This is a genomic window from Microbacterium sp. LjRoot45 (assembly GCF_964253325.1).
Taxonomy (GTDB): Bacteria; Actinomycetota; Actinomycetes; order Actinomycetales; family Microbacteriaceae; genus Microbacterium.
Genome location: NZ_CAXUQM020000001.1, coordinates 1,913,372 through 1,933,751, shown reverse-complemented (window position 1 = coordinate 1,933,751; position 20,380 = coordinate 1,913,372). Strand labels below are relative to the sequence as shown.

Genomic DNA, 20,380 nt, shown 5'->3' with positions numbered 1-20,380 from the left:
ACGCGAATAGGATCGCGGCATGGCCGCCGCATCCGCACTCGACATCGAGCGCCCGTTCTCACACGACACCGCATCCGTCCTGGCGGCGTTGCAGACCGATCCCGGCGGCCTGACGGCATCCGACGCCGGCGAGCGGCTCGCGCAGGTCGGTCCGAACGTCCTTCCCGAGCCCGCCCGCACCCCCGCGTGGCTGCGGTTCCTCGGGCATTTCAACGACACGCTCATCTACATCCTGCTCGCGGCGGCCGCGATCAAGGCGATCATGGCGGACTGGCTGGACTTCTGGGTCATCATGGCCGTCGCCATCATCAACGCGGTGATCGGGTTCCTCCAGGAGGGCCGCGCCGAGAAGGCGCTTGCCGGCATCCGCGGGATGCTGTCGGCCGACGCGCAGGTGCGGCGCGACGGCGCGTGGTCGACGATCCCCGCCGCCGACCTCGTGCCGGGAGATGTCATCCGTCTCGCGCCGGGCGACAAGGTGCCCGCCGACGTGCGCCTGTTGGAGACCTTCCAACTGCGGATCGAGGAGGCAGCGCTCACCGGCGAATCGGTGCCGTCCTCGAAGCAGAGCGATCCGGTCGCCGACGACGCCGGGGTCGGCGACCGCACCTCGATGGCGTTCTCGGGCACGATCGTCTCGGCGGGACAGGGACGCGGTGTCGTCACCGGCACAGGCGCGCGCACCGAGATCGGGCGCATCCAGACGCTGGTGGGCGAGGCCGGCTCGCTGCAGACGCCGCTGACCACCCAGCTCGCTCAGTTCGGCAAGGTGCTCACTCTCGTCATCCTCGGGATGGCCGTGCTGATGATGCTCATCGGACGCTTCCTGCACCGCATGCCGCTGGGCGATCTCGTGTCGGCGACCATCGGATTCGCCGTGGCAGCCATCCCGGAAGGTCTTCCGGCGCTCGTCACGATCACCCTGGCGATCGGCGTGCAGCAGATGGCACGCCGGAACGCCATCACGCGAAAGCTCCCCGCCGTCGAGGCGCTCGGTTCCGTCACGACCGTGTGCTCCGATAAGACCGGCACGCTGACGAAGAACGAGATGACGGTGCGGCGGATGGTGACTCCGGTCGCGCGCTACGAGGTGGACGGCCTGGGCTACGACCCGGCGGGGGAGATCCGCCGGGTGTCGACGTCCGCGGCTCCCGCGGGCTCCGTGGGCGACGGGGATGTCCGGGCCCTCCTCGCCGTCGCCGACCTCTGCAACGACGCGCACGTCGTGCCGTCCGACGACGGGGCCGGATGGACCCTCGTGGGCGAGCCGACCGAGGGCGCCCTGAAGGTCGTCGCGATGAAGGGCGGCGCGCGGCCCGAGCCTCGCCCGAAGCGGATCGGCGTCGTCCCGTTCGACTCGGCGAACAAGTTCATGGCCACCCTCAACGAGTCCGTCGACGGGGCCCGGGCGATCCTCGTCAAGGGGGCTCCCGACCGCCTCCTCGAGCGCTCGCTCACGCAGCGTGGCGCCGACGGCGCCGAGCCCGTCGACCGAGCATTCTGGGAAGCGGCGATCATGGAGTTGAGCGGCGAGGGATTGCGCGTGCTCGCCGCGGCGCGCACCCCCACCCGTACGCGCGAGGTCGGCATCGACGACCTCGCCGACCTCGAGTTCCTCGGCCTGTGGGGCATCCTCGACCCGCCGCGGCCCGAGGCCATCGAGGCCATCGCCGACTGCCATCACGCCGGCATCCGCGTGAAGATGATCACCGGCGACCACGCGGGTACCGCCCTCGCGATCAGCCGCGAGATGGGCCTCGCCGACGGCGACGACGTGCGCGTGCTGACCGGCGCGGAGCTGGAAGCGCTCAGCCAGGAGCAGTTGAAGACGGTCGTGCGCGACGTCGACGTCTACGCGCGGACGAGCCCGGAGCACAAGATCCGGATCGTGCGTGCCCTCCAGTCCCACGGTGAGGTCGTGGCGATGACCGGCGACGGCGTGAACGACGCGCCCGCGCTCACCCGTGCCGACGTCGGGATCGCGATGGGGATCAAGGGCACCGAGGCCACGAAGGAGGCGGCGGAGATCGTCCTGGCGGACGACAACTTCGCGACGATCCGCAGTGCGATCCGAGAGGGCCGTCGCATCTACGACAACCTGCGCAAGTCGGTGGTCTTCCTGCTGCCCACCAACGGCGCGCAGTCGCTCGTCATCCTCGTCGCGATCGTCTTCGGGTTCACCCTGCCGCTCACCCCCGTCCAGGTGCTCTGGGTCAACATGGTCACGGCGGTCACGCTGTCGCTCGCACTGGCCTACGAACCGGCGGAGAAGGGCATCATGGCGCGTTCGCCCCGGGCTCCCGGAGGTTCGATCGTCTCGGCGCGCGAGCTCGGTTTCGTCCTCCTCGTGTCGCTCCTCATCGGCGGGGCGACGCTCGGCGTCTTCTGGTGGGGCACCGCCACCACGGGCGACGTGGACTATGCCCGCACGCAGGCGGTCGCCATGCTCGCGCTCGGTCAGCTCGCCTACCTCTTCAACTGCCGGTTCCTGGGGCGCTCGAGCGTCACCGTCGACGTCCTCCGGGGCAATCCGGTCGTGTGGTGGTCGGCGGGAGCGCTGCTGCTGCTCCAGCTCCTGTACACCTACGTCCCGTTCATGAACGGACTGTTCGGATCGCAGCCGCTTCCGTTCACCGGCTGGCTGGCTCCGCTCGCGCTCTCCGTCGTGATCTTCGCCGCCGTGGAGGGGCTGAAGGCGCTGCGTCGCTGAGGAGGTGCCGCGCGCGAGACAACACGCTGCGCGCGAAACAACACGCTGCGCGCGAAACAACACGCTGCGCGCGCGGCGAGGAGCCCGCACTCACTGCAAACGCATAGGCGGCGCCGAGATGTCGGCAGGGTGGGCGCGGATAGCGTTGGTCTCGCCCCCCGCAGCACGGGTGGGGCACGACAGAAGGAGGACCACCATGATCCGCACCACCGCCGTTCCCCGCCAGCTGCGCATGGGCGCCGCCGCGGCATCCGTCCTGGGTATCGCCGTCCTCGCCGGATGCGCGGGCACCACGAGCCCGACGACCACGGGTGACGCCGACAGCGGCACCTCCAGCACCGAGGCCGGAACCGACTCCGGTGCCTCGTCCGGTTCTGCGACCTACGCGGACGGCACCTACACCGCCGAGGGCTCCTACGCGACGCCCGAATCGGTCGAGACGATCAGCGTGACCGTCACGCTGGCCGACGATGTCGTCACGGCGGTCGAGGTCACGGGCAACCCCACCAAGCGCGAGTCCGAGCAGTACCAGTCGCAGTTCATCGGTGGGATCCAGGCGGAGGTCGTGGGCAAGGACATCGACGAGATCTCCGTCTCGCGCGTGGCGGGCTCGTCGCTCACCAGCGGTGGATTCAACGAGGCGATCGACGCGATCAAGGCCGAAGCGGCCGCCTGATGGGCGGCGCAGCCGATGCGCGGTGGGAGTTCACCGCCATCGGCACGTCCTGGGAGATCCTGACTCCACGACCGCTGACGGTCGACGCACGGCGAGCGGTCACGGCGCTCATCGACGATTTCGATCGCACGTGGTCGCGGTTCCGCGACGACTCGGTCGTGCGCTCTCTGGCGACGCGGGGCGGAGCGGTTCCGGTGCCGCCTGACGCGGCCGCGATGCTGGGTGCGTACGCGGACCTCTCGGACGCCACAGCGGGGGCGATCAACCCGCTCATCGGCGACGCCCTCGCTCTCCGCGGCTACGACCCGGGGTACGGCTTCCTCGACGCGGGTGCTCGCCCCGCGCCCTCGCGGTGGCGCGAGCAGCTCCACTGGGACGATGCCCACCTGCGGCTGAGCGAGCCCGCGACGATCGACGTCGGCGCGATCGGCAAGGGACGCCTCGTCGACGTCGTGATCGCCGAGGTCGAGCGGTGGGTCGCGCTGGAGGCCGAAGGACGGATGCCGGGTCGCATCGTGGTCGACGCGAGCGGCGATCTCGCGGTGCGCGGCGGCGCGCACGACCCACCGGAGCGGATCGGTCTGGAGCACCCCTACGACGCGCGACGTGCGATCGGCGTGTGGGACGTGTCGGATGCCGCGCTGTGCGCCTCGGCGACCAACCGGCGCTCGTGGGGCGACGGTCTCCATCACGTGCTCGATGCCCGCACCGGGGAGCCCGTGCGGACGATCGCCGCGACGTGGGCCGTCGCGCCGCGCGCGCTGACGGCGGATGCCATCGCCAGCGCGCTCTTCTTCGACGGCGGACCCGCCCTCGCCCATGCGTGGGGAGTGGCGTGGGTGCGCATGACGACCGATGGCCGCGTGGAGTGGTCCCCGAACTGTAAGGCAGAGTTGTTCTCGTGATCTCATCGCTCACCGCCGCCTGGACCCGCGTCTTCGCGCTCATCGGCCGGATCTCCATGTATCGCCTCGTCGTCTGGGCCCTCGTGGCGCTGGCGGCCATCGCGTTCGTCGAGTCGTTCTTCGGCGTCCTCGCCCCGACCCCGTGGGAGCTGCTGGCCGCGTGGGCGGTGCTCGGACTCGCGTGCGTCGCGGTGGATGCGCTCGCGCACCGACTCCTCGGCAAGGCATGGCGCTGGGAGTCCACTCTCATCACGGTGCTGATCCTGCTGTTCGTGCTGCGCCCCACTCTCGATCCCCTCGGACTCGTCGGTCTCGCGGTGGCCGGCGCCGTGGCATCCGCGTCGAAGTACGTGCTCGCCTGGCAGGGACGCCATATCTTCAACCCGGCGGCTGTCGGGGCGACGTTCCTCACGGTGCTGAGCGTGTGGGTGCCGGAGCTCGGCGCCTCCGCCTGGTGGGTGGGCTCGCCGTATCTCGCGGCGCCGGTGATCGTCGCCGGGTTCCTGGTGCTGTTCCGCACCGAGAAGCTGCGCGTCGTGCTCGTGTTCCTCGTGATCGCGGTCGCGGTCGCCTTCTTCCGCACCGCCAGCCAGTACCAGACGGCGGGGCTGGCTTTCGACGCCGGAACGGTCTTCTGGCAGCTGCTGTGGTCCTCGCCCTTCCTCTTCCTCGGTGTGTTCATGCTCTCCGAACCGCTCACCCTGCCGCCGCGCCGCTGGCAGCAGTTCGTCGTGGCGGCGATCGTCGGCGTGCTGGCCGGCTGGCCCATCGACGTCGGCGGCGTGAGCCTCGGTCAGGAGCGCGCGCTCCTCATCGGGAACCTCGTCGCCTTCGTGTTCGCGTTCCGCTCCGCCGTGCGCCTCACGCTCGTGGAGCGCGTCGCACTCACCCCCACCGTGCGGGAGCTCGTCTTCCACGCGCGGCGCGGGTTCCGCTTCTCCGCCGGTCAGTACCTCGAGCTCGAAGTCGCCCACGCGCACGCCGACGCCCGCGGCACGCGGCGCGAGTTCAGCATCGTGTCGGCGCCCGAGGAGCTCCCGACCGTGCGGATCGCTCTGCGAGAGGGTTCGCAGTCGAGCTACAAGAAGGCGCTCGCGCGTGTCGAGCCGGGCCAGTCGCTGCCCGTCACCGGGGTCTGGGGCGATTTCGTGCTGCCGTCGAAGCCCACGAGCCCGGTGCTCATGGTCGCGGCCGGCATCGGCGTCACGCCGTTCGTCTCGCAGCTGCGGCATCTGCGGCTGTCCTCCGACGACCGCGACGTCGTGTTCGTCTACGTCGCGTCGGGTGCCGAGGAGCTCGCGTTCCGCGACGAGCTCGAAGCGTCAGGAGTGCCCGTCATCGTCTTCACGCGCGACGAGCCCACCGACCTTCCCCCGCGATGGCGGTGGGCCCGCGGCGTGCGCCTGGATGCCGAGGGTCTCCTGCAGGTGGTGCCCGACATCGCCGAGCGCCACGCCTACATCTCCGGTCCTCCCGGCCTGATCTCCGAACTCGCCCCCGCGCTGGAGCGCGCCCGGTCGATCACGACCGACGCTTTCTCCGGCTACTGAGCGGAGCGCGGGTCAGGCGGGGTCGGCGGGTCGAGCGGGCAGTCGCACCTCGAACGTGGTCGACCCGGGCTCGCTGTCGACGGCGATCGTCCCGCCGTGCGCCGACACGATCGCCTTCGCGATCGACAGCCCGAGGCCGGTGCCACCGGTCTGCCGGGCACGCGAGGAGTCGGCGCGGGCGAACCGCTCGAAGAGCTCGTCGGCGACCGCCGGGTCGATGCCCGGGCCGTCGTCGTGGATGCGGAGCACCGCCTCACCCTCGTCGAGCGCGACCGAGGCGGTGACGCGGGTGCCGGCGGGGGTGTGCACCCGCGCGTTGGTGAGGAGGTTCGCCACCACCTGGTGCAGCCGCGCGCCGTCGCCGGCGACGACTACGGGCTCTTCGCCCACCTCTACGACCCATTCGTGGTCGGCGCCGGCCACCTGAGCGTCGGAGGCCGCCTCGATCGCGATACGGGTGAGGTCGACCGCGCCGTAGACGAGCTCCTTGCCTTCGTCGAGCCGCGCCAGGAGCAGGAGGTCTTCGACGAGGGTCGTCATCCGCAGCGAGGCCGCCTGAATGCGCTCGAGCCCCTGCTCGGACTGCTGGGCCGCGGCCTCCAGGTGCGCCTTGGTCGTGCGAGGCTGCTGCGTGGCCTGTCCGAGGGAACGCAGGGACAGCTCCGAGTACCCGCGGATGGCCGCCAGTGGCGTGCGCAGTTCGTGACTGGCATCCGCGACGAACGCGCGCATGCGCTCCTCGTTGCGCTGGCGTGCCGCGAGCGAGGAGTCGACGTGGTCGAGGAGGGTGTTCAGCGCCGCGCCCACGCGTCCGATCTCGTCGGAGTCGTCGGCCTCCGCCGCGGGCACTCGCTCGGTGATCTTGACGTCACCGGATGCCAGGGGCTGCGATGCGACGCGGGCGGCGGTGTCGGCGACGACGCGCAACGGCTTCAGGGCCTGCTGGATCACGACGGCGATCACCGCGGCGAGCACGAGGAGTCCGCCGAGCGTGAGGAGCGTGACGGTCGTGAGGATCTGGCCGATCGTCGAGACGAGCTCCGAGGTCGGCATCCCGACGGCGTACGGCACGCTGGACGGCCCGCCGGGGACGCGGATGCGGTAATCGCCGACGCCCTCCACGGTCGCGTCGCCCCAGCCCTCGCGGTCGACGGTGTTCCCGATGCTCGTCAGCACGTCGCGCACCTCGTCGTCGGTGAGCGCGATCGCGGTGTCGTCGTTGCCGACGTAGGCGCCGGTCATGCCCGAGAAGTTGTTCAGGATGAGGAGCGTCCCGACTTCCTGGCGCCCTTCGTTGAGCACGTCGGAGGCGGTGCCGGTGGGGCTCAGGTGCACACGCTCGGCCGCCGAGGTGACCTGTGCGTCGAGGTTCTCGAGCATGATCGAGCGGAGGATCGTGCCGGTCGCGAAGCCGATCGCGACGAGGATGAGCGCGACCAGCGAGACGACGGCCACGATCAGGCGGGTCTGCAGGCTCCAGCGGCTTCGCGCCCGAATCGGGGGAGCGGCGGCGGCCGGTGCGTGGGTCTCCGAGGTCATCACTGGGGGGCTTTGATCATGTAGCCGACGCCCCTCACCGTGTGGATGAGGGGATCGCGCCCGGCGTCGATCTTCTTCCGGAGGTAGGAGATGTAGAGCTCGACGACGCTGGAGCGCCCGCCGAAGTCGTAGTTCCACACCCGGTCGAGGATCTGCGCCTTCGACACGACGCGTCGCTGGTTGCGCATGAGGAAGCGGAGCAGCTCGAACTCGGTCGCCGTCAGCTCGATCTGCGCGTCGCCCCGCTCGACCTCGTGGGAGTCCTCGTTGAGGGTCAGATCGCCCACGCGCAGGATCGGATCGGCGCCGCCTGCCGTCGCGGCCCCCGCGCGCCTCATCAGGCCGCGCAGACGCGCTACGACCTCTTCCAGGCTGAACGGCTTGGTGACGTAGTCGTCGCCGCCCGCCGTGAGCCCGGCGACGCGGTCAGCCACGGCATCCTTCGCCGTGAGGAAGAGGACGGGCACGTCGTTGCCCGCGTGCCGCAGCCGCTGGAGCACCGACATGCCGTCGAGGTCGGGCATCATGATGTCCAGCACCAGCGCGTCGGGGTCGAAGTCACGCGTGACCGCGAGGGCGTCGTAGCCCGAGCCGGCGGTGCGCACGTCCCACCCCTCCATCCGCAGCGCCATCGACAGCAGGTCGGTGAGCATCTGCTCGTCGTCGACGACGAGCACGCGCAGGGGGGAGCCGTCGGGGCGGCGCAGAGCGGGAGTGGCGGCAGGAGCGGTCATGGCATCCATTGTGGACCCGCAGCTATGCGGTTCCTATGGGGTGAGCTATGCGTGCTCTGTGAAAACGGGCCGGTACCGACGGGCCGCGCGACATGAGCGGCCGGTGGACGCTCATAGCGTCTCCATAACGCAGCCCGAACTCTCTCAGAAGCGTCGTCCCTAGCGTCGGGATGCCGGCGACCGCCCCAGACCACGGAAATCCATCCCGCGGGCGCGACGCCGAGAAGGAGACCCATGTATTGGACGTATCTGCGCCGCGAGCTCTCGGGGCGCAAGAAGCAGACGGCGATCGTCGCGACGGGCTTGGCCATCGCGATCGCGCTCGTCATCATCGTGAACGCGCTCTCGGCGGGCGTGCGCGACGCACAGGCGCAGGCGCTGGAGTCGGTGTACGGCGTCGGCACCGACCTCACGGTGTCGGGCGCGCAGACCGAGCCCGGGGAGGGCGGCGGCCGCGGCGGCCCGCAGTTCGACTTCGGCGACGACGACGGGGCGACCGACGACGACGGCACGACGAGCCTCAGCCAGTCGCGGCTGATGACCGACTTCCTCCGCGGCACGATCGACGCGGCGACCCTCGAGACGGTGACCTCGATCGACGGTGTCGCGGCTGCTTCGGGCGCGCTCAGCCTCACCAACACGACGTTCGACGGGGAACTGCCGCAGCGGCCGACGGACTCGGGTGACACCGGGACGGATGCCGGTGCCGCCGACGGCGGCCAGATGCCGGGGCAGGGTGGAGAGGGCGGCGGCTTCGGCGGCGGCTCGTTCAACGTCGACTCCTTCAGTGTTCTCGGCGTCGAGGCCGCCGACACCACGGTGGGTCCGCTGTCGGCCGTCTCGGTCACCGAGGGTCGCGCACTGGCCGACACCGACGCCGGTGCCTTCGTCGCCGTGCTCGACGCGTCGTATGCGTCCAGCGCGGAGCTCGCCGTGGGTGACACGATCGACGTGGGCGGCACGGCGTTCGAGGTGATCGGAGTCGTCGCGTCCACGTCGGCGGAGGCCGACACCGCCGCGAACGTCTACATCCCCCTCGATGTCGCGCAGGACCTCTCCGGCGCCGGCGACGTCGTCTCGACGGTGTACGTGCAGGCCGCGTCGAGCGATCAGATCGGTGCGGTGCAGGCGGCGCTGGAAGACGCCCTTCCGGACGCGACGGTGAGCTCTCAGTCCGATCTGGCCTCGTCGGTCTCGGGGTCGCTTGCCAGCGCCTCGTCGCTCATCACGAGCCTCGGCACGTGGCTGTCGATCATCGTGCTGGCGGTCGCCGTGGCCCTCGCGGTGCTCTTCACGATCTCCGGCATCTCCCGCCGCACCCGCGAGATCGGCACGCTGAAGGCGATCGGCTGGTCCAACGGCCGCGTCGTCGGGCAGGTCGCCGGCGAGTCCGTCGTGCAGGCGCTCCTCGGCGGCGTCATCGGCGTCGCCCTCGGTCTTGCCGGCGTGCTCGCCGTCAACCTCATCTCGCCGACGATCTCCTCCGCTCCGGCGAGCGACGTGACGACCGGCCCCGGTGGTGGCGGACGCGGCGGCATGGGGGGTTTCGGCGCCCAGCTCGCCCAGTCCACCACGGATGTGGTCCTCAGCGCTCCGCTGTCGGTGTGGATCGTGCTGCTCGCGCTTCTGCTCGCCGTCGCCGGCGGCCTCGTCGCGGGTGCCTTCGGCGGCTGGCGCGCCGCCCGACTCAGCCCGGCCGAGGCCCTCCGTGCCGTCGGCTGACCGGCCCTACCCGACCTCACTCACCCAAGGAGAGACAGACATGACCATCGTGGAGCAGAACACCCCGGATGCCGTTCCGGCCGAGACCGTTCCCGCCTACCGGCTCACCGGGATCACCAAGACGTACACGCAGAAGGGGCGCGTGGTGCAGGCGCTCAAGGGCGTCGACGTCGAGATCGACGCGGGTGACTTCGTGACGATCCAGGGACCGACGGGAGGGGGGAAGTCGACCCTGCTACAGCTGCTGGGCGCGCTCGACAAGCCCACCGAGGGTCATCTGATGATCGGCGACACCGACCTCGCGCAGGGGTCGTCCGCCGATCTCGAGCGGGTGCGGGCGCGGGAGATCGGATTCGTGTTCCAGGCGTTCAACCTCATTCCGACCCTCACGGCAGCGGAGAACGTCGACATGGGCCTGGAACCGCTCGGGCTCCCTCGCGCCGAACGCGACGTGCGCGTGACCGATGCGCTGGAGCGGGTGGGACTCGCCGAGCGCGCCGATCACCGCCCGGGCGAGCTGTCGGGAGGTCAGCAGCAGCGCGTCGCGATCGCCCGCGCGATCGCGAAGCGCCCGCGCGTGCTCCTGGCCGACGAGCCGACCGGCAACCTCGACGAGTCGATGCGCGATGACATCCTCGCGGTGCTCGAAGAGCTGAATGCCGAGGGACTCACGCTCATCGTCGTGACACACGACTCGGCGGTGGCCCACCGCGCGCGCCGTCGCCTGCGACTGGACAAGGGCACGATCCGCGACATCACCCGCTGACGCCGCGGGAGGACGCGCCCCCGGTGATCAGCGCCGGGGGCGCGACGGCGCCAGCAGGAAAGCCAGCAGCAGCATGAGCAGCATCCCGACGATCGCGCCGAGCGTGTTCGCGGCGAGGTCGCGGACGTCGGCGACCCGCGAGTCGAGGAACAGTGCCTGTGCGGCTTCGATCACGCCGCTGGCGAGGAGGCCCAGCAGCGGGGCGGTCCACCAGCCGCGCACGCCGAACCACAGCACCGCGAACACGCCGAGCGGCACGAACATCGCCACGTTCGCGGCGAACTCCACCCGGTCGAACGTGATCCAGGCGGTCGACGGGCGCTCCGCGAACCACGCCAGAAGGCGATCGAGGGCGTAGGAGATGTCGGAGCCGTAGGGTCGCACACGCAACGTCATCCACGCGACCGCCCAGAGGTACACGCCCGAAAGGACGGCCAGCACGACGCGTGCCGCCGTGCGGTGCACGCGCAGCGCGGCCGACTCTCGCGACGCCGGCGCGACGTCGGAGCTCAGTGCGTGTCCTCGGCCTCGACCTCGCTGCGATCGCCCGACCACAGCGTGTGGAACGTGCCGGCCTTGTCGGTGCGACGGTAGGTGTGGGCGCCGAAGAAGTCGCGCTGACCCTGGATGAGGGCGGCGGGCAGACGCTCCGCACGCAGGCCGTCGTAGTAGGCGAGCGACGACGAGAAAGCGGGGGCGGGGATGCCGGCACCCGCGGAGATCTGGACGATCTCGCGCCACGCGTCCTGGGCGCGTCCGAGCGCCTCGACGAAGTAGGGCGCCGTGAGGAGCACGGGGAGCTCGGGCGCGGCGTCGTAGGCGTCGGCGATGCGGTTCAGGAACTGCGCGCGGATGATGCACCCGCCACGCCAGATCTTCGAGACGGCGCCGAGGTCGATGTTCCAGCCGTACTGGGCCGCGCCCGCACGGATCTCGTCGAAGCCCTGCGAGTAGGCGACGATCTTGGAGGCGTAGAGCGCCAGGCGCACCTGCTCGATGAAGGCATCCACGTCGGCGACGGTGAAGTCGTCGGAGGACGGACCGGGAAGTGCGCCGGATACGTCGCGCTGCTCGCGGTGGCTCGAGAGCGAGCGGGCGAAGGTCGCCTCCGCGATGCCCGAGACCGGGACGCCGAGGTCGAGCGCGGTCTGCACGGTCCACGCGCCGGTGCCCTTCGCGCCCGCCTCGTCGACGATGACATCGACGAGCGGGAGGCCGGTCGCGGCATCCGTCTGGCGGAGCACCTCGGCGGTGATCTCGATGAGGTACGACTCCAGCTCGCCGCGGTTCCACTCGGCGAAGATGTCGGCGATCTCGGCGGGCGACTTGCCCGTGCCGCGACGGATGAGGTCGTACGCCTCGGCGATCAGCTGCATGTCGGCGTACTCGATGCCGTTGTGGACCATCTTCACGAAGTGGCCGGCGCCGTCGTGACCGACGTGCGTGACGCACGGCTCACCCTCGGCGACGGCGGCGATCGACTTCAGGATCGGGCCGAGGGTGACCCAGGCCGCGTCGGGTCCGCCGGGCATGAGCGAGGGGCCGAGGAGGGCACCTTCCTCACCGCCCGAGACTCCCATGCCGACGAAGTTGAAGCCGGCTTCTCCGACGGCCTTCTCGCGACGGATCGTGTCGGTGAACAGCGAGTTGCCGCCGTCGATGATGATGTCGCCCGGCTCGAAGACGGACATGAGCGAGTCGATCACCGCGTCGGTGGGGCCGCCGGCCTTCACCATGATGATCGCGGTGCGCGGCTTCTGCAGCGACGCCGCGAATTCCTCATACGAGAAGGCCGGGACGAACTCCGCTTCGGGGTGCGCGGCGATCAGCTCGTCGGTCTTGGATCGACTGCGGTTGAACACCGCCACGGTGTTGCCCTCGCGGGAGGCGAGGTTGCGGGCGAGGTTCGACCCCATGACGGCGAGTCCCACGACTCCGATGTTGGCTGCGGGCTGCACGGCTTCTGACACAGGGGACTCCTCGGAGAAACGGGGGAGGGGATTTCACCTCCCAGCGTAGTCCGATGCGGCGCGTGGCGTCGCCGCGTGACGACGACCGCCATAGGGTCGAAACGGATGCCGCCGCCGGCGGCGCAGGACGGAGCGGCCGTGAGCAGGATCGTGGTGATGGGCCCGAGCGGATCGGGCAAGTCGCTCGTGGGGGCGGCGCTGGCCGCCCGGCTGCGCTCGCACTTCATCGACGGCGACGACCTGCACCCGCGCGCCAATGTCGCGAAGATGGCCGCGGGCACGCCTCTGACGGACGAGGACCGTGCGCCCTGGCTCGATGCCGTCGCCCATGCCCTCGTGCACCAGGCACCCGTCGTCGTGGCGTGCTCGGCGCTGCGTCGCGGGTACCGCGACCGCATCCGCGCATCCTGCGCCGACGCCTGGTTCGTCGAACTCGTCGTGCCGCAGACCGAACTGCGCGAGCGGATGTCGCGTCGCGACCACTTCATGCCCGCGTCGCTGCTGGATTCACAGCTCGCGACGCTCGAGCCGCTCGCGACCGACGAGGCCGGCATCCGCGTCGCCAACGACGCCCATCTGGAGTCCGTGGTCGCGCGGATCGCGGGAGTGCGGGACGCTCAGTCCCTGCGGTAGCCGGCGCGCCCGAGCGACCACAGCGCTCCGACGGCGCCGAGGGTCGCGCCCACCGACATGAGACCGATCAGCCACAGGAGTGCGTGCGACATCCAGCCGTAGTCCATGGGTCCTCCTCGTTCGGGGAAAGGGCGCGTCACCATGCTACCGGTGGCGCTGGTAGACTCGGGCACGTACTTCGGCGAGGGATGCTCCCGGCATCCGTGATCGACGCGGTGATACGGCTCCGAGATTCTGCCTGGCGGCTTCCGCCGGTGGTCCGTGGCTTTCCTCACGCGCCGGCGTTCGAGTCGAATCCACAGACCCCACACCCGAGCCCCTCCGGGCTCTTCGCAAGGAGAATCATCATGTCGACCGAAATCGACTCCAAGGTCATCGCCGAGGCGCGCGAGAACTTCGGCAAGGGCTTCGCCCGCCGTCTGCGCGCTGCGGGCAAGATCCCCGCCGTGCTCTACGGTCACGGCACCACGCCCGTGCACGTCGCGCTCCCGGGCCACCAGGTCTCGCTGCTCGTCCGCCGCGCCAACGCGCTGCTCGAGCTGCAGATCGACGGCAAGGAGCAGCTCGCACTGGTCAAGGACGTCCAGAAGGACCCGGTGCACCAGATCATCGAGCACATCGACCTCCTCGTCGTGAAGAAGGGCGAGAAGATCCAGGTCGACGTCCCCGTTCTCGTCGAGGGCGAGCCGTTCCCCGGCACGATCGTCAACCTCGACAGCACCACCGTGTCGCTCGAGGTCGAGGCCACCCACATCCCGCAGCACGTCGTCGTCGACGTCGAGGGTCTCGAGGAGGGCACGCACATCACGGCCGCCGACCTCACGCTCCCCAAGGGCGCGTCGCTGGTCACCGAGGGCGACGTGCTCATCGTCGCGATCTCCGTGCCGGCGGCGACCATCGCCGAGGTCGACGAGATCGAGGCCGCTGACGAGGCTGTCGCCGAGGAGCAGGCCGAGGCGACCGAAGAGTCCGAGTAAGACTCGCGACCGCGCGCACGTCGCCGGTCTGTGAACACTCAACGCGACGCCCGTCGCCGCCGATACTGGTGGTGGCGGGCATCGTCGTCGGAAGGGACACCCATGGCAGAGACCTGGCTGGTGGTCGGCCTCGGCAACCCCGGGCCGCGCTACGAGGCGACGCGGCACAACGTCGGTCAGATGGTGATCGCCGAGCTCGCCGCGCGGCGGTCGGAGAGCCTGCGCGCCCACAAGGCGAATGCGCGCGTCGCGGAGGCCTGGCTGCGACCGGGTGGGCCGAAGCTCGTGCTGGCGACGCCGAACTCGTTCATGAACGTGTCGGGTGGCCCGGTGTCGTCCCTCGCCCGCTTCTACGACGTGCCGGCCGAGCGCGTCGTGATCGTGCACGACGAGCTCGACATCCCCTTCGACACCGTCAAGCTGAAGACCGGAGGCGGTCACGGCGGCCACAACGGCGTCCGCGACGTCGCGAAGGCGTTGAACACCCCCGACTTCCCGCGCGTGCGCGTCGGCATCGGCCGTCCGCCGGGCCGTCAAGACCCGGCCGACTGGGTGCTCGACCCGTTCTCGGCCGCCGAGCGAACGACCCTGCCGAGCCTCATCGGAGACGCTGCGGATGCCGTCGAGCTGCTCGTCGGCGAAGGTCTCCTCGCCGCGCAGCAGCGCTGGCACGCACCGCGCGGCTAGCGGGCCGGCGGCGTCAGGGGCGGACGGCGATGCGCGTCGCCCCCGCAGCGGGCGCGTCGAGCGCGCGCGGCGCATCGGCGAACGCCAGCGTCGGGCCGACGAGTCCCGCGAGCAGGTCGTGGTCGGCGCGTTCGAGGAAGCGCACGGCATCCACGAGGTGTTCGGGCCGATAGCCGTCGACACCGCGGATCGTCACGAGGCGTTCCGCGAGCGACTCGGCCGAGACCGGCACCGGCGCGGCATCGGCTGCGCCACCCGTCACGATGACGACGCCGCCCGTGCCGGCAGAGGCGACGATGCTGCCCACCGCGTCCGTTTCGCCCGACAGCTCCAGCCCGACGCGGAACCCGCTCGGCGCGCGCCCGGGCGGGTGGGCGGCGGTGGCGCCGAAGGTGCGCGCGAGGTCGCGGCGACCCGGGTCGGCGTCGACCGCCACGACGCGCGCCCCGCGCTCGCTCGCCATCGCGATCGCGGTGAGGCCGAGCACGCCGCACCCCGACACGAGGACGGTCTCGACGGCGAGCGGACGGATGCCTTCAGCGGCGTCGATCACCGCTGCCGCGGTCGCCGTCGCACCTGACGCGGGGGCGAGGACGGCCGCCGGGATCCAGTCGCGCGCGCGGAGGATCGTCGTGCGGGCGAGCAGGTGGACGTGCGTCGCGAGACCGCCGGAGAGCTCCCACCCGCGCCGGACGCGTTCGTGGCCGTACCGCTGGGCGCGCTCGCACTTCTGCGGCAGCCCTTCCAGGCAGAGCGCGCATTCCCCGCAGTCGACCGTGGCCCCCCAGACGATGCGGTCGCCCACCGTGAGAGGGAGTCCGTCGTAGGTCATCGCGTGAGCGCCGGGGCCCTGCGCGACGATGCGCCCGACCTGTTCGTGGCCGAGGACGTGGGGCAGCTGAGCCCGATGCCCGAACGACGTGCGGAGGTCGCTCTCGCTCACGGTCGTGAGTTCCACCTCGACGAGAAGCTCGCCTTCGCGCAGGGTGACCTCCGTGACCGCGATGCACTGCACGGGCAGGTCGGCGCCGACGAACGCCCACGCCTCCGCGGCCGGGGCCAGGGCCACGCGGACACCCGCTGCGGTCTCGGTCATGGTTCGACGGCTCATGGGTGCGGGCTCTCGGTGGGAGGGGATGCGACGTGCAGGCCGCCGCGCCGCGCAGACCGCCACGGTAAACAGCGTGCGTGACCGCGCGGTGAACGCCGAGCGGATGCCGGGTGTCGCCCCGGGGACGACTGCACCGACCGCCCCGGCCGTAGACTGGACGGATGACAGTCGCCGGGATCGTTCGCGCCCTCGCACCGTCCGAACCCTTCGCTGCGGCCCTCCGCGGCAGTCGCCGCGACACCGACTTCTCGGTCGTCACGGGACTCGACGCCCCCCTCCTTGCCGGGCTCCTCGATGCGCGCCGCGCGCACGGGTCGCCGGAGTCGCTGCTCGTGGTGGCCCCGACGGGTCGTCGAGCCGAGAGCGTGGGCGCCGCGCTCGAATGCCTCATCCCCGACGCGGTCGTCGTGCAGTTCCCCGCGTGGGAGACGCTGCCGCACGAGCGGCTCAGTCCGAGCCCGGAGACGGTGGGTCGGCGCCTCGAGGTGCTGCGCCGCGCCGCCGCGTGGGACGGCTCGGCTCCGCTCGTGGTCGTCGCATCGGTGCGTGCCGCGCTGCAGCCGATTGCGGCAGGCCTGACCGATGCGGGGAGCGTCGAGCTCGTCGCGGGGGAGCGCGGACACGATCTGGATGCCGTTGTGCAACGACTCGTCGAGCTGGCCTATCACCGGGTCGACATGGTGTCGCGTCGCGGCGAGTTCGCGGTGCGCGGCGGCATCCTCGACGTCTTCCCGCCGGCGGCCGACCACCCGGTGCGCGTCGAGTTCTTCGGCGACGAGGTGGATCAGATCCGCGCCTTCTCCGTCGCCGACCAGCGCTCCCTGCCGGGCGAGGTGCGCGGGGTCACCCTGATCCCCAGCCGCGAGCTGCTGCTGACCCCCGACGTGCGGGAGCGCGCCGCCGCGCTCCGCGACCGGTTCCCGGGCCTGCGGGGCATGCTCGAGAAGATGAGCGAAGGCATCCCCGTCGAGGGGATGGAGTCGCTCCTTCCGGTGGTGGCAGACGGCGTCGTGCCGCTCGTGGACTACCTGCCCCGCGGCACCGCCACCGCGCTGCTCGACCCCGAGCGCGCCGTCACGCGCGCCATGACGCTGGGCGAGACCAACCAGGAGTTCCTCGAAGCCGCGTGGAGCGCGGCGACGGCGGGCGCCGACACGCCCGTCGACCTGGGCGCCGGCGACTTCCTGACCCTTCCGCAGCTGCACGAGGCGACCGCCGATCGTGACGGCGTGTGGTGGACCCTGAGTGCGTTCGACCCCGGGTTCCACGCCGCCGACGCCGACGTGTCCGACCTCGTGGAGGCGGCGGGCGTCGTGCGGGTCGAGGCCTCGCCGGTTCCCTCGTTCCACGGCAACGTCGACGGTGCGACGGGGCACGTCGCCGACCTCCTCGCAGGCGGCTGGCGCGTCGTCGTCGCCGCCGGCGGGGCGGGTCTCGTCGACCGGGCGCGCGACGTCCTCGCCGAACGGGGCCTCGCCGCGCGCACCGCCGACGGGCTCGACGACGCACCCGAACCGGGTGTCGCCGTCGCGGTCGTCGCGACCCTGGAGGCCGGATTCGAGGACGAGGCGGCGAAGCTCGCCGTCCTCACCGAGTCCGAGTTCTACGGTCGCACCATCGGCTCGGACTCCCGCGTCGTGAAGAAGCTCGCCTCACGCCGCCGCAACGTCGTCGATCCCCTGCAGCTCAAGCCGGGCGACGTCGTCGTGCATGCCACGCACGGCATCGGACGCTTCGTCGAGCTCGTGCAGCGCGAGGTGTCCACGGGCGGGCGGAACGCCGTGAAGACCCAGCGGGAGTACCTCGTGCTGGAGTACGCGCCCTCCAAGCGCGGCTACCCCGGCGACAAGCTCTTCGTCCCCACCGATCAGCTCGACCAGCTGTCCCGCTACGTCGGCGGCGAGGCGCCGACGCTGTCGAAGATGGGCGGAAGCGACTGGGCCGCAGCCAAGGGCAAGGCGCGCAAGGCGGTGCGCGACATCGCCGTCGAACTCGTCAAGCTGTACTCCGCCCGGATGGCGTCGAAGGGGTACGCCTTCGGCCCCGACACGCCGTGGCAGCGTGAGCTCGAAGAGGCGTTCCCGTTCGCCGAGACCCTCGACCAGTTGCAGACCGTCGAGGAGATCAAGGCCGACATGGAGCGGCCGATCCCGATGGACAGGCTCCTCAGCGGCGACGTGGGCTTCGGGAAGACCGAGGTCGCCGTGCGTGCGGCCTTCAAGGCCATCCAGGACGGCAAGCAGGTCGCGATGCTCGTTCCGACGACGCTCCTCGTCAAGCAGCACCTCGAGACGTTCACCGAGCGTTTCGCCGGCTTCCCCGTGAAGGTGCGGCCCCTGTCGCGGTTCCAGACCGACAAGCAGGCTCGCGACACGATCGCGGGCCTCCTCGACGGCACCGTCGACATGGTGATCGGCACCCATCGCATCCTCACCGAGAAGGTGATCTTCAAAGACCTCGGCCTCATGATCATCGACGAGGAGCAGCGCTTCGGCGTCGAGCACAAGGACCAGCTCAAGAAGCTCAAGACCAACGTCGACATCCTCGCGATGAGCGCGACCCCGATCCCGCGCACACTCGAGATGGCGGTCACCGGCATCCGCGAGATGTCGACGCTGCAGACGCCGCCGGAAGACCGGCATCCCATCCTCACGTACGTCGGTCCGCGCGGCGACAAGCAGGTCGCGGCCGCCATCCGACGCGAGCTCCTGCGCGAGGGCCAGGTGTTCTACGTCCACAACCGCGTGCAGTCGATCCAGCGCGTCGCGGCTCAACTGGCCGAGCTCGTCCCCGAGGCGCGCATCGCCGTCGCGCACGGTCAGATGGGGGAGCACGCCCTCGAAGAAGTCGTCGACGGCTTCTGGGAGCGACGGTTCGACGTGCTCGTCTCGACGACGATCATCGAGACCGGCCTCGACATCTCCAATGCGAACACGATCATCATCGATCGTGCCGACAAGTACGGCCTGAGCCAGCTGCACCAGCTGCGCGGTCGCGTCGGGCGCGGGCGCGAGCGCGCGTACGCCTACTTCCTGTACGACGAGATGAAGCCGCTGAGCGAGACTGCCGCCGACCGGCTGGAGACGATCGCGGTCAACAACGACCTCGGATCGGGGATGCAGGTCGCCCTCAAAGACCTCGAGCTCCGCGGCGCCGGCAACCTGCTCGGCGCGGAACAGGCCGGCCACATCGCCGGCGTCGGGTTCGATCTCTACCTCCGCATGATCGGTGAAGCCGTTGCGACCTTCCGCGGTGAAGAGACGGAAGGGCCCGCCGAACTGCGGCTCGAGCTGCCCGTCGACGCGCGCATCCCCGAGACGTACATCGACAGTGAGCGGCTGCGACTGGAGGCGTACCAGAAGCTGTCGGCCGCGGCATCCGTCACGGCGTCCGACGATGCCATCGACCTCGTGGCCGAGGAGCTCCACGACCGCTACGGCACGCCCCCGGCCGACGTCGAAGGGCTCTTCGCCGTGGCGAGGCTCCGCCGACGCGCGGCGCAGTCGGGCCTCACCGACGTCGTCGCCATGGGACCGAACCTGCGCGTCGCGCCCGCCCGACTCCCCGACTCGCTGCGGGTGCGACTGCAGCGGCTCTACCCGAAGTCGAAGGTCCTCTCCGGCGGCGAGGCGATGATCGTGCCGCTGCCCACGGCGGGTGGGGAGCCGGTCGCCGACGCCGACCTCCTGGCGTGGACCCGTCAGCTGCTCGATCAGCTGTTCCCGCTCCCCGAGAAGGCTGCTCCGGTCGACGCCTGACCCGGACGGGCCGTGGGGATACGCTGACGGCATGCGATTCGAGCACCTCGGGGCGCAGCCCCGCATCCACCCCGACGCCGTCGTCGCCGAGACGGCGGTCGTGTCGGGCGACGTGACGATCGGCGCCGGATGCCAGGTGCTCCACGGCGCGGTGATCACGGCCGACGGCGGGGCGGTCACCCTCGGCGAGCACGTCATCGTGATGGAGAACGCGCTCATCCGCGGGGCCGCGGCCCATCCCGTCCACATCGGATCGCACGTGCTCGTGGGTCCGATGGCGAGCATCTCCGGCGCGACGATCGACGACGAGGTGTTCCTCGCCACCGGCGTGCGCATCTTCAACGGCGCGCGGATCGGCACCCAAAGCGAAGTGCGCATCAACGCCGTCGTGCACCTGCGGACGGTGCTTCCGCCCGAAACCGTCGTCCCGATCGGCTGGGTCGCCGTCGGCGCTCCGGCGCAAGTGCTGGCCCCCGATCGTCACGACGAGATCTGGGCGCTGCAGCACGACCTCGACTTCCCGGGCTACGTGTTCGGGCTCGACCGCGCGACGCCCGACCTCATGGTGCAGCTCACCGAGCGGTACGGGTCGTCGCTGGCCCGCCACGCCGACGATCGACGCGTGGACTGACGCGCCGGTCG

Annotated in this window: 17 protein-coding genes; 11 read left to right on the top strand and 6 right to left on the bottom strand. The window is 71.0% G+C overall.

Annotated features, from left to right (window positions below):
• Positions 1-19: 19 nt before the first annotated feature.
• The 4 genes from ACSQ18_RS09180 to ACSQ18_RS09165 all read left to right on the top strand — a co-directional run bounded on the left by ACSQ18_RS09180 (position 20) and on the right by ACSQ18_RS09165 (position 5,841).
• Positions 20-2,710, top strand: coding sequence for a cation-translocating P-type ATPase (locus ACSQ18_RS09180; protein WP_436036908.1), 2,691 nt, complete (start codon positions 20-22; stop codon positions 2,708-2,710).
• Between the two features lie 196 nt (positions 2,711-2,906).
• Positions 2,907-3,386, top strand: coding sequence for an FMN-binding protein (locus ACSQ18_RS09175; RefSeq protein WP_144808325.1), 480 nt, complete (start codon positions 2,907-2,909; stop codon positions 3,384-3,386).
• Positions 3,386-4,291, top strand: a complete 906-nt coding sequence (locus ACSQ18_RS09170; protein WP_436036907.1) for an FAD:protein FMN transferase — start codon at positions 3,386-3,388, stop codon at positions 4,289-4,291. The genes ACSQ18_RS09175 and ACSQ18_RS09170 overlap by 1 nt, the downstream gene beginning before the upstream one ends.
• Positions 4,288-5,841: an FAD-dependent oxidoreductase gene (locus tag ACSQ18_RS09165; RefSeq protein ID WP_436036906.1), complete on the top strand. Its 1,554-nt coding sequence runs from the start codon at positions 4,288-4,290 to the stop codon at positions 5,839-5,841. Before ACSQ18_RS09170 ends, ACSQ18_RS09165 begins: the two co-directional genes overlap by 4 nt.
• Before the next feature lie 12 nt (positions 5,842-5,853).
• On the opposite strand, the gene ACSQ18_RS09160 is transcribed toward ACSQ18_RS09165, so the two are convergent.
• Entirely contained in the window at positions 5,854-7,380 is a 1,527-nt protein-coding gene (locus tag ACSQ18_RS09160; protein WP_436036904.1) for a sensor histidine kinase, read from the bottom strand.
• Positions 7,380-8,114, bottom strand: coding sequence for a response regulator transcription factor (locus tag ACSQ18_RS09155; RefSeq protein WP_144808319.1), 735 nt, complete (start codon positions 8,112-8,114; stop codon positions 7,380-7,382). Before ACSQ18_RS09155 ends, ACSQ18_RS09160 begins: the two co-directional genes overlap by 1 nt.
• Positions 8,115-8,348: 234 nt before the next feature.
• Between ACSQ18_RS09155 and ACSQ18_RS09150 the strand changes: the two genes are divergently transcribed.
• Together ACSQ18_RS09150 and ACSQ18_RS09145 are read left to right on the top strand one after the other, a co-directional pair.
• Positions 8,349-9,836 carry an ABC transporter permease gene (locus ACSQ18_RS09150; RefSeq protein ID WP_436036902.1) on the top strand — a complete coding sequence of 496 codons (1,488 nt, stop codon included), beginning with the start codon at positions 8,349-8,351 and terminating at the stop codon, positions 9,834-9,836.
• A 40-nt stretch (positions 9,837-9,876) separates the two neighbouring features.
• Positions 9,877-10,602, top strand: coding sequence for an ABC transporter ATP-binding protein (locus ACSQ18_RS09145; RefSeq protein WP_436036900.1), 726 nt, complete (start codon positions 9,877-9,879; stop codon positions 10,600-10,602).
• A 27-nt stretch (positions 10,603-10,629) separates the two neighbouring features.
• On the opposite strand, the gene ACSQ18_RS09140 is transcribed toward ACSQ18_RS09145, so the two are convergent.
• Positions 10,630-11,067, bottom strand: coding sequence for a VanZ family protein (locus ACSQ18_RS09140; RefSeq protein WP_436036898.1), 438 nt, complete (start codon positions 11,065-11,067; stop codon positions 10,630-10,632).
• Positions 11,068-11,111: 44 nt separating this feature from the next.
• On the bottom strand, positions 11,112-12,572 hold the full coding sequence (gene gndA / locus ACSQ18_RS09135; RefSeq protein WP_436036896.1) for an NADP-dependent phosphogluconate dehydrogenase: 1,461 nt from the start codon (positions 12,570-12,572) through the stop codon (positions 11,112-11,114).
• Between the two features lie 105 nt (positions 12,573-12,677).
• Here gndA and ACSQ18_RS09130 point away from each other — a divergent pair, with 105 nt between their 5' ends.
• Complete coding sequence (locus ACSQ18_RS09130; protein ID WP_436036894.1) at positions 12,678-13,205, top strand: gluconokinase; 528 nt, start codon at positions 12,678-12,680, stop codon at positions 13,203-13,205.
• On the opposite strand, the gene ACSQ18_RS09125 is transcribed toward ACSQ18_RS09130, so the two are convergent.
• A complete protein-coding gene (locus ACSQ18_RS09125; protein ID WP_436036892.1) occupies positions 13,190-13,312 on the bottom strand; it encodes a hypothetical protein in 123 nt (40 codons plus the stop codon). The two genes, ACSQ18_RS09130 and ACSQ18_RS09125, sit on opposite strands and share 16 nt — an antisense overlap.
• Before the next feature lie 240 nt (positions 13,313-13,552).
• Between ACSQ18_RS09125 and ACSQ18_RS09120 the strand changes: the two genes are divergently transcribed.
• Positions 13,553-14,182: a 50S ribosomal protein L25/general stress protein Ctc gene (locus tag ACSQ18_RS09120; RefSeq protein WP_436036890.1), complete on the top strand. Its 630-nt coding sequence runs from the start codon at positions 13,553-13,555 to the stop codon at positions 14,180-14,182.
• A 102-nt stretch (positions 14,183-14,284) separates the two neighbouring features.
• Positions 14,285-14,869 (top strand): aminoacyl-tRNA hydrolase, encoded by a 585-nt coding sequence (pth, locus tag ACSQ18_RS09115; RefSeq protein ID WP_436036888.1) that lies wholly within the window; start codon positions 14,285-14,287, stop codon positions 14,867-14,869.
• 13 nt (positions 14,870-14,882) lie between these two features.
• On the opposite strand, the gene ACSQ18_RS09110 is transcribed toward pth, so the two are convergent.
• The gene (locus ACSQ18_RS09110; protein ID WP_436036886.1) at positions 14,883-15,965 is read right to left on the bottom strand and encodes an alcohol dehydrogenase catalytic domain-containing protein; all 1,083 of its coding nucleotides are present in this window, start codon (positions 15,963-15,965) and stop codon (positions 14,883-14,885) included.
• Between the two features lie 176 nt (positions 15,966-16,141).
• Here ACSQ18_RS09110 and mfd point away from each other — a divergent pair, with 176 nt between their 5' ends.
• Both mfd and ACSQ18_RS09100 read left to right on the top strand, forming a co-directional pair.
• Complete coding sequence (gene mfd / locus ACSQ18_RS09105; RefSeq protein WP_436036884.1) at positions 16,142-19,738, top strand: transcription-repair coupling factor; 3,597 nt, start codon at positions 16,142-16,144, stop codon at positions 19,736-19,738.
• Positions 19,739-19,769: 31 nt separating this feature from the next.
• Positions 19,770-20,369 (top strand): gamma carbonic anhydrase family protein, encoded by a 600-nt coding sequence (locus ACSQ18_RS09100; protein ID WP_436036882.1) that lies wholly within the window; start codon positions 19,770-19,772, stop codon positions 20,367-20,369.
• The last annotated feature ends 11 nt before the right edge of the window (positions 20,370-20,380 follow it).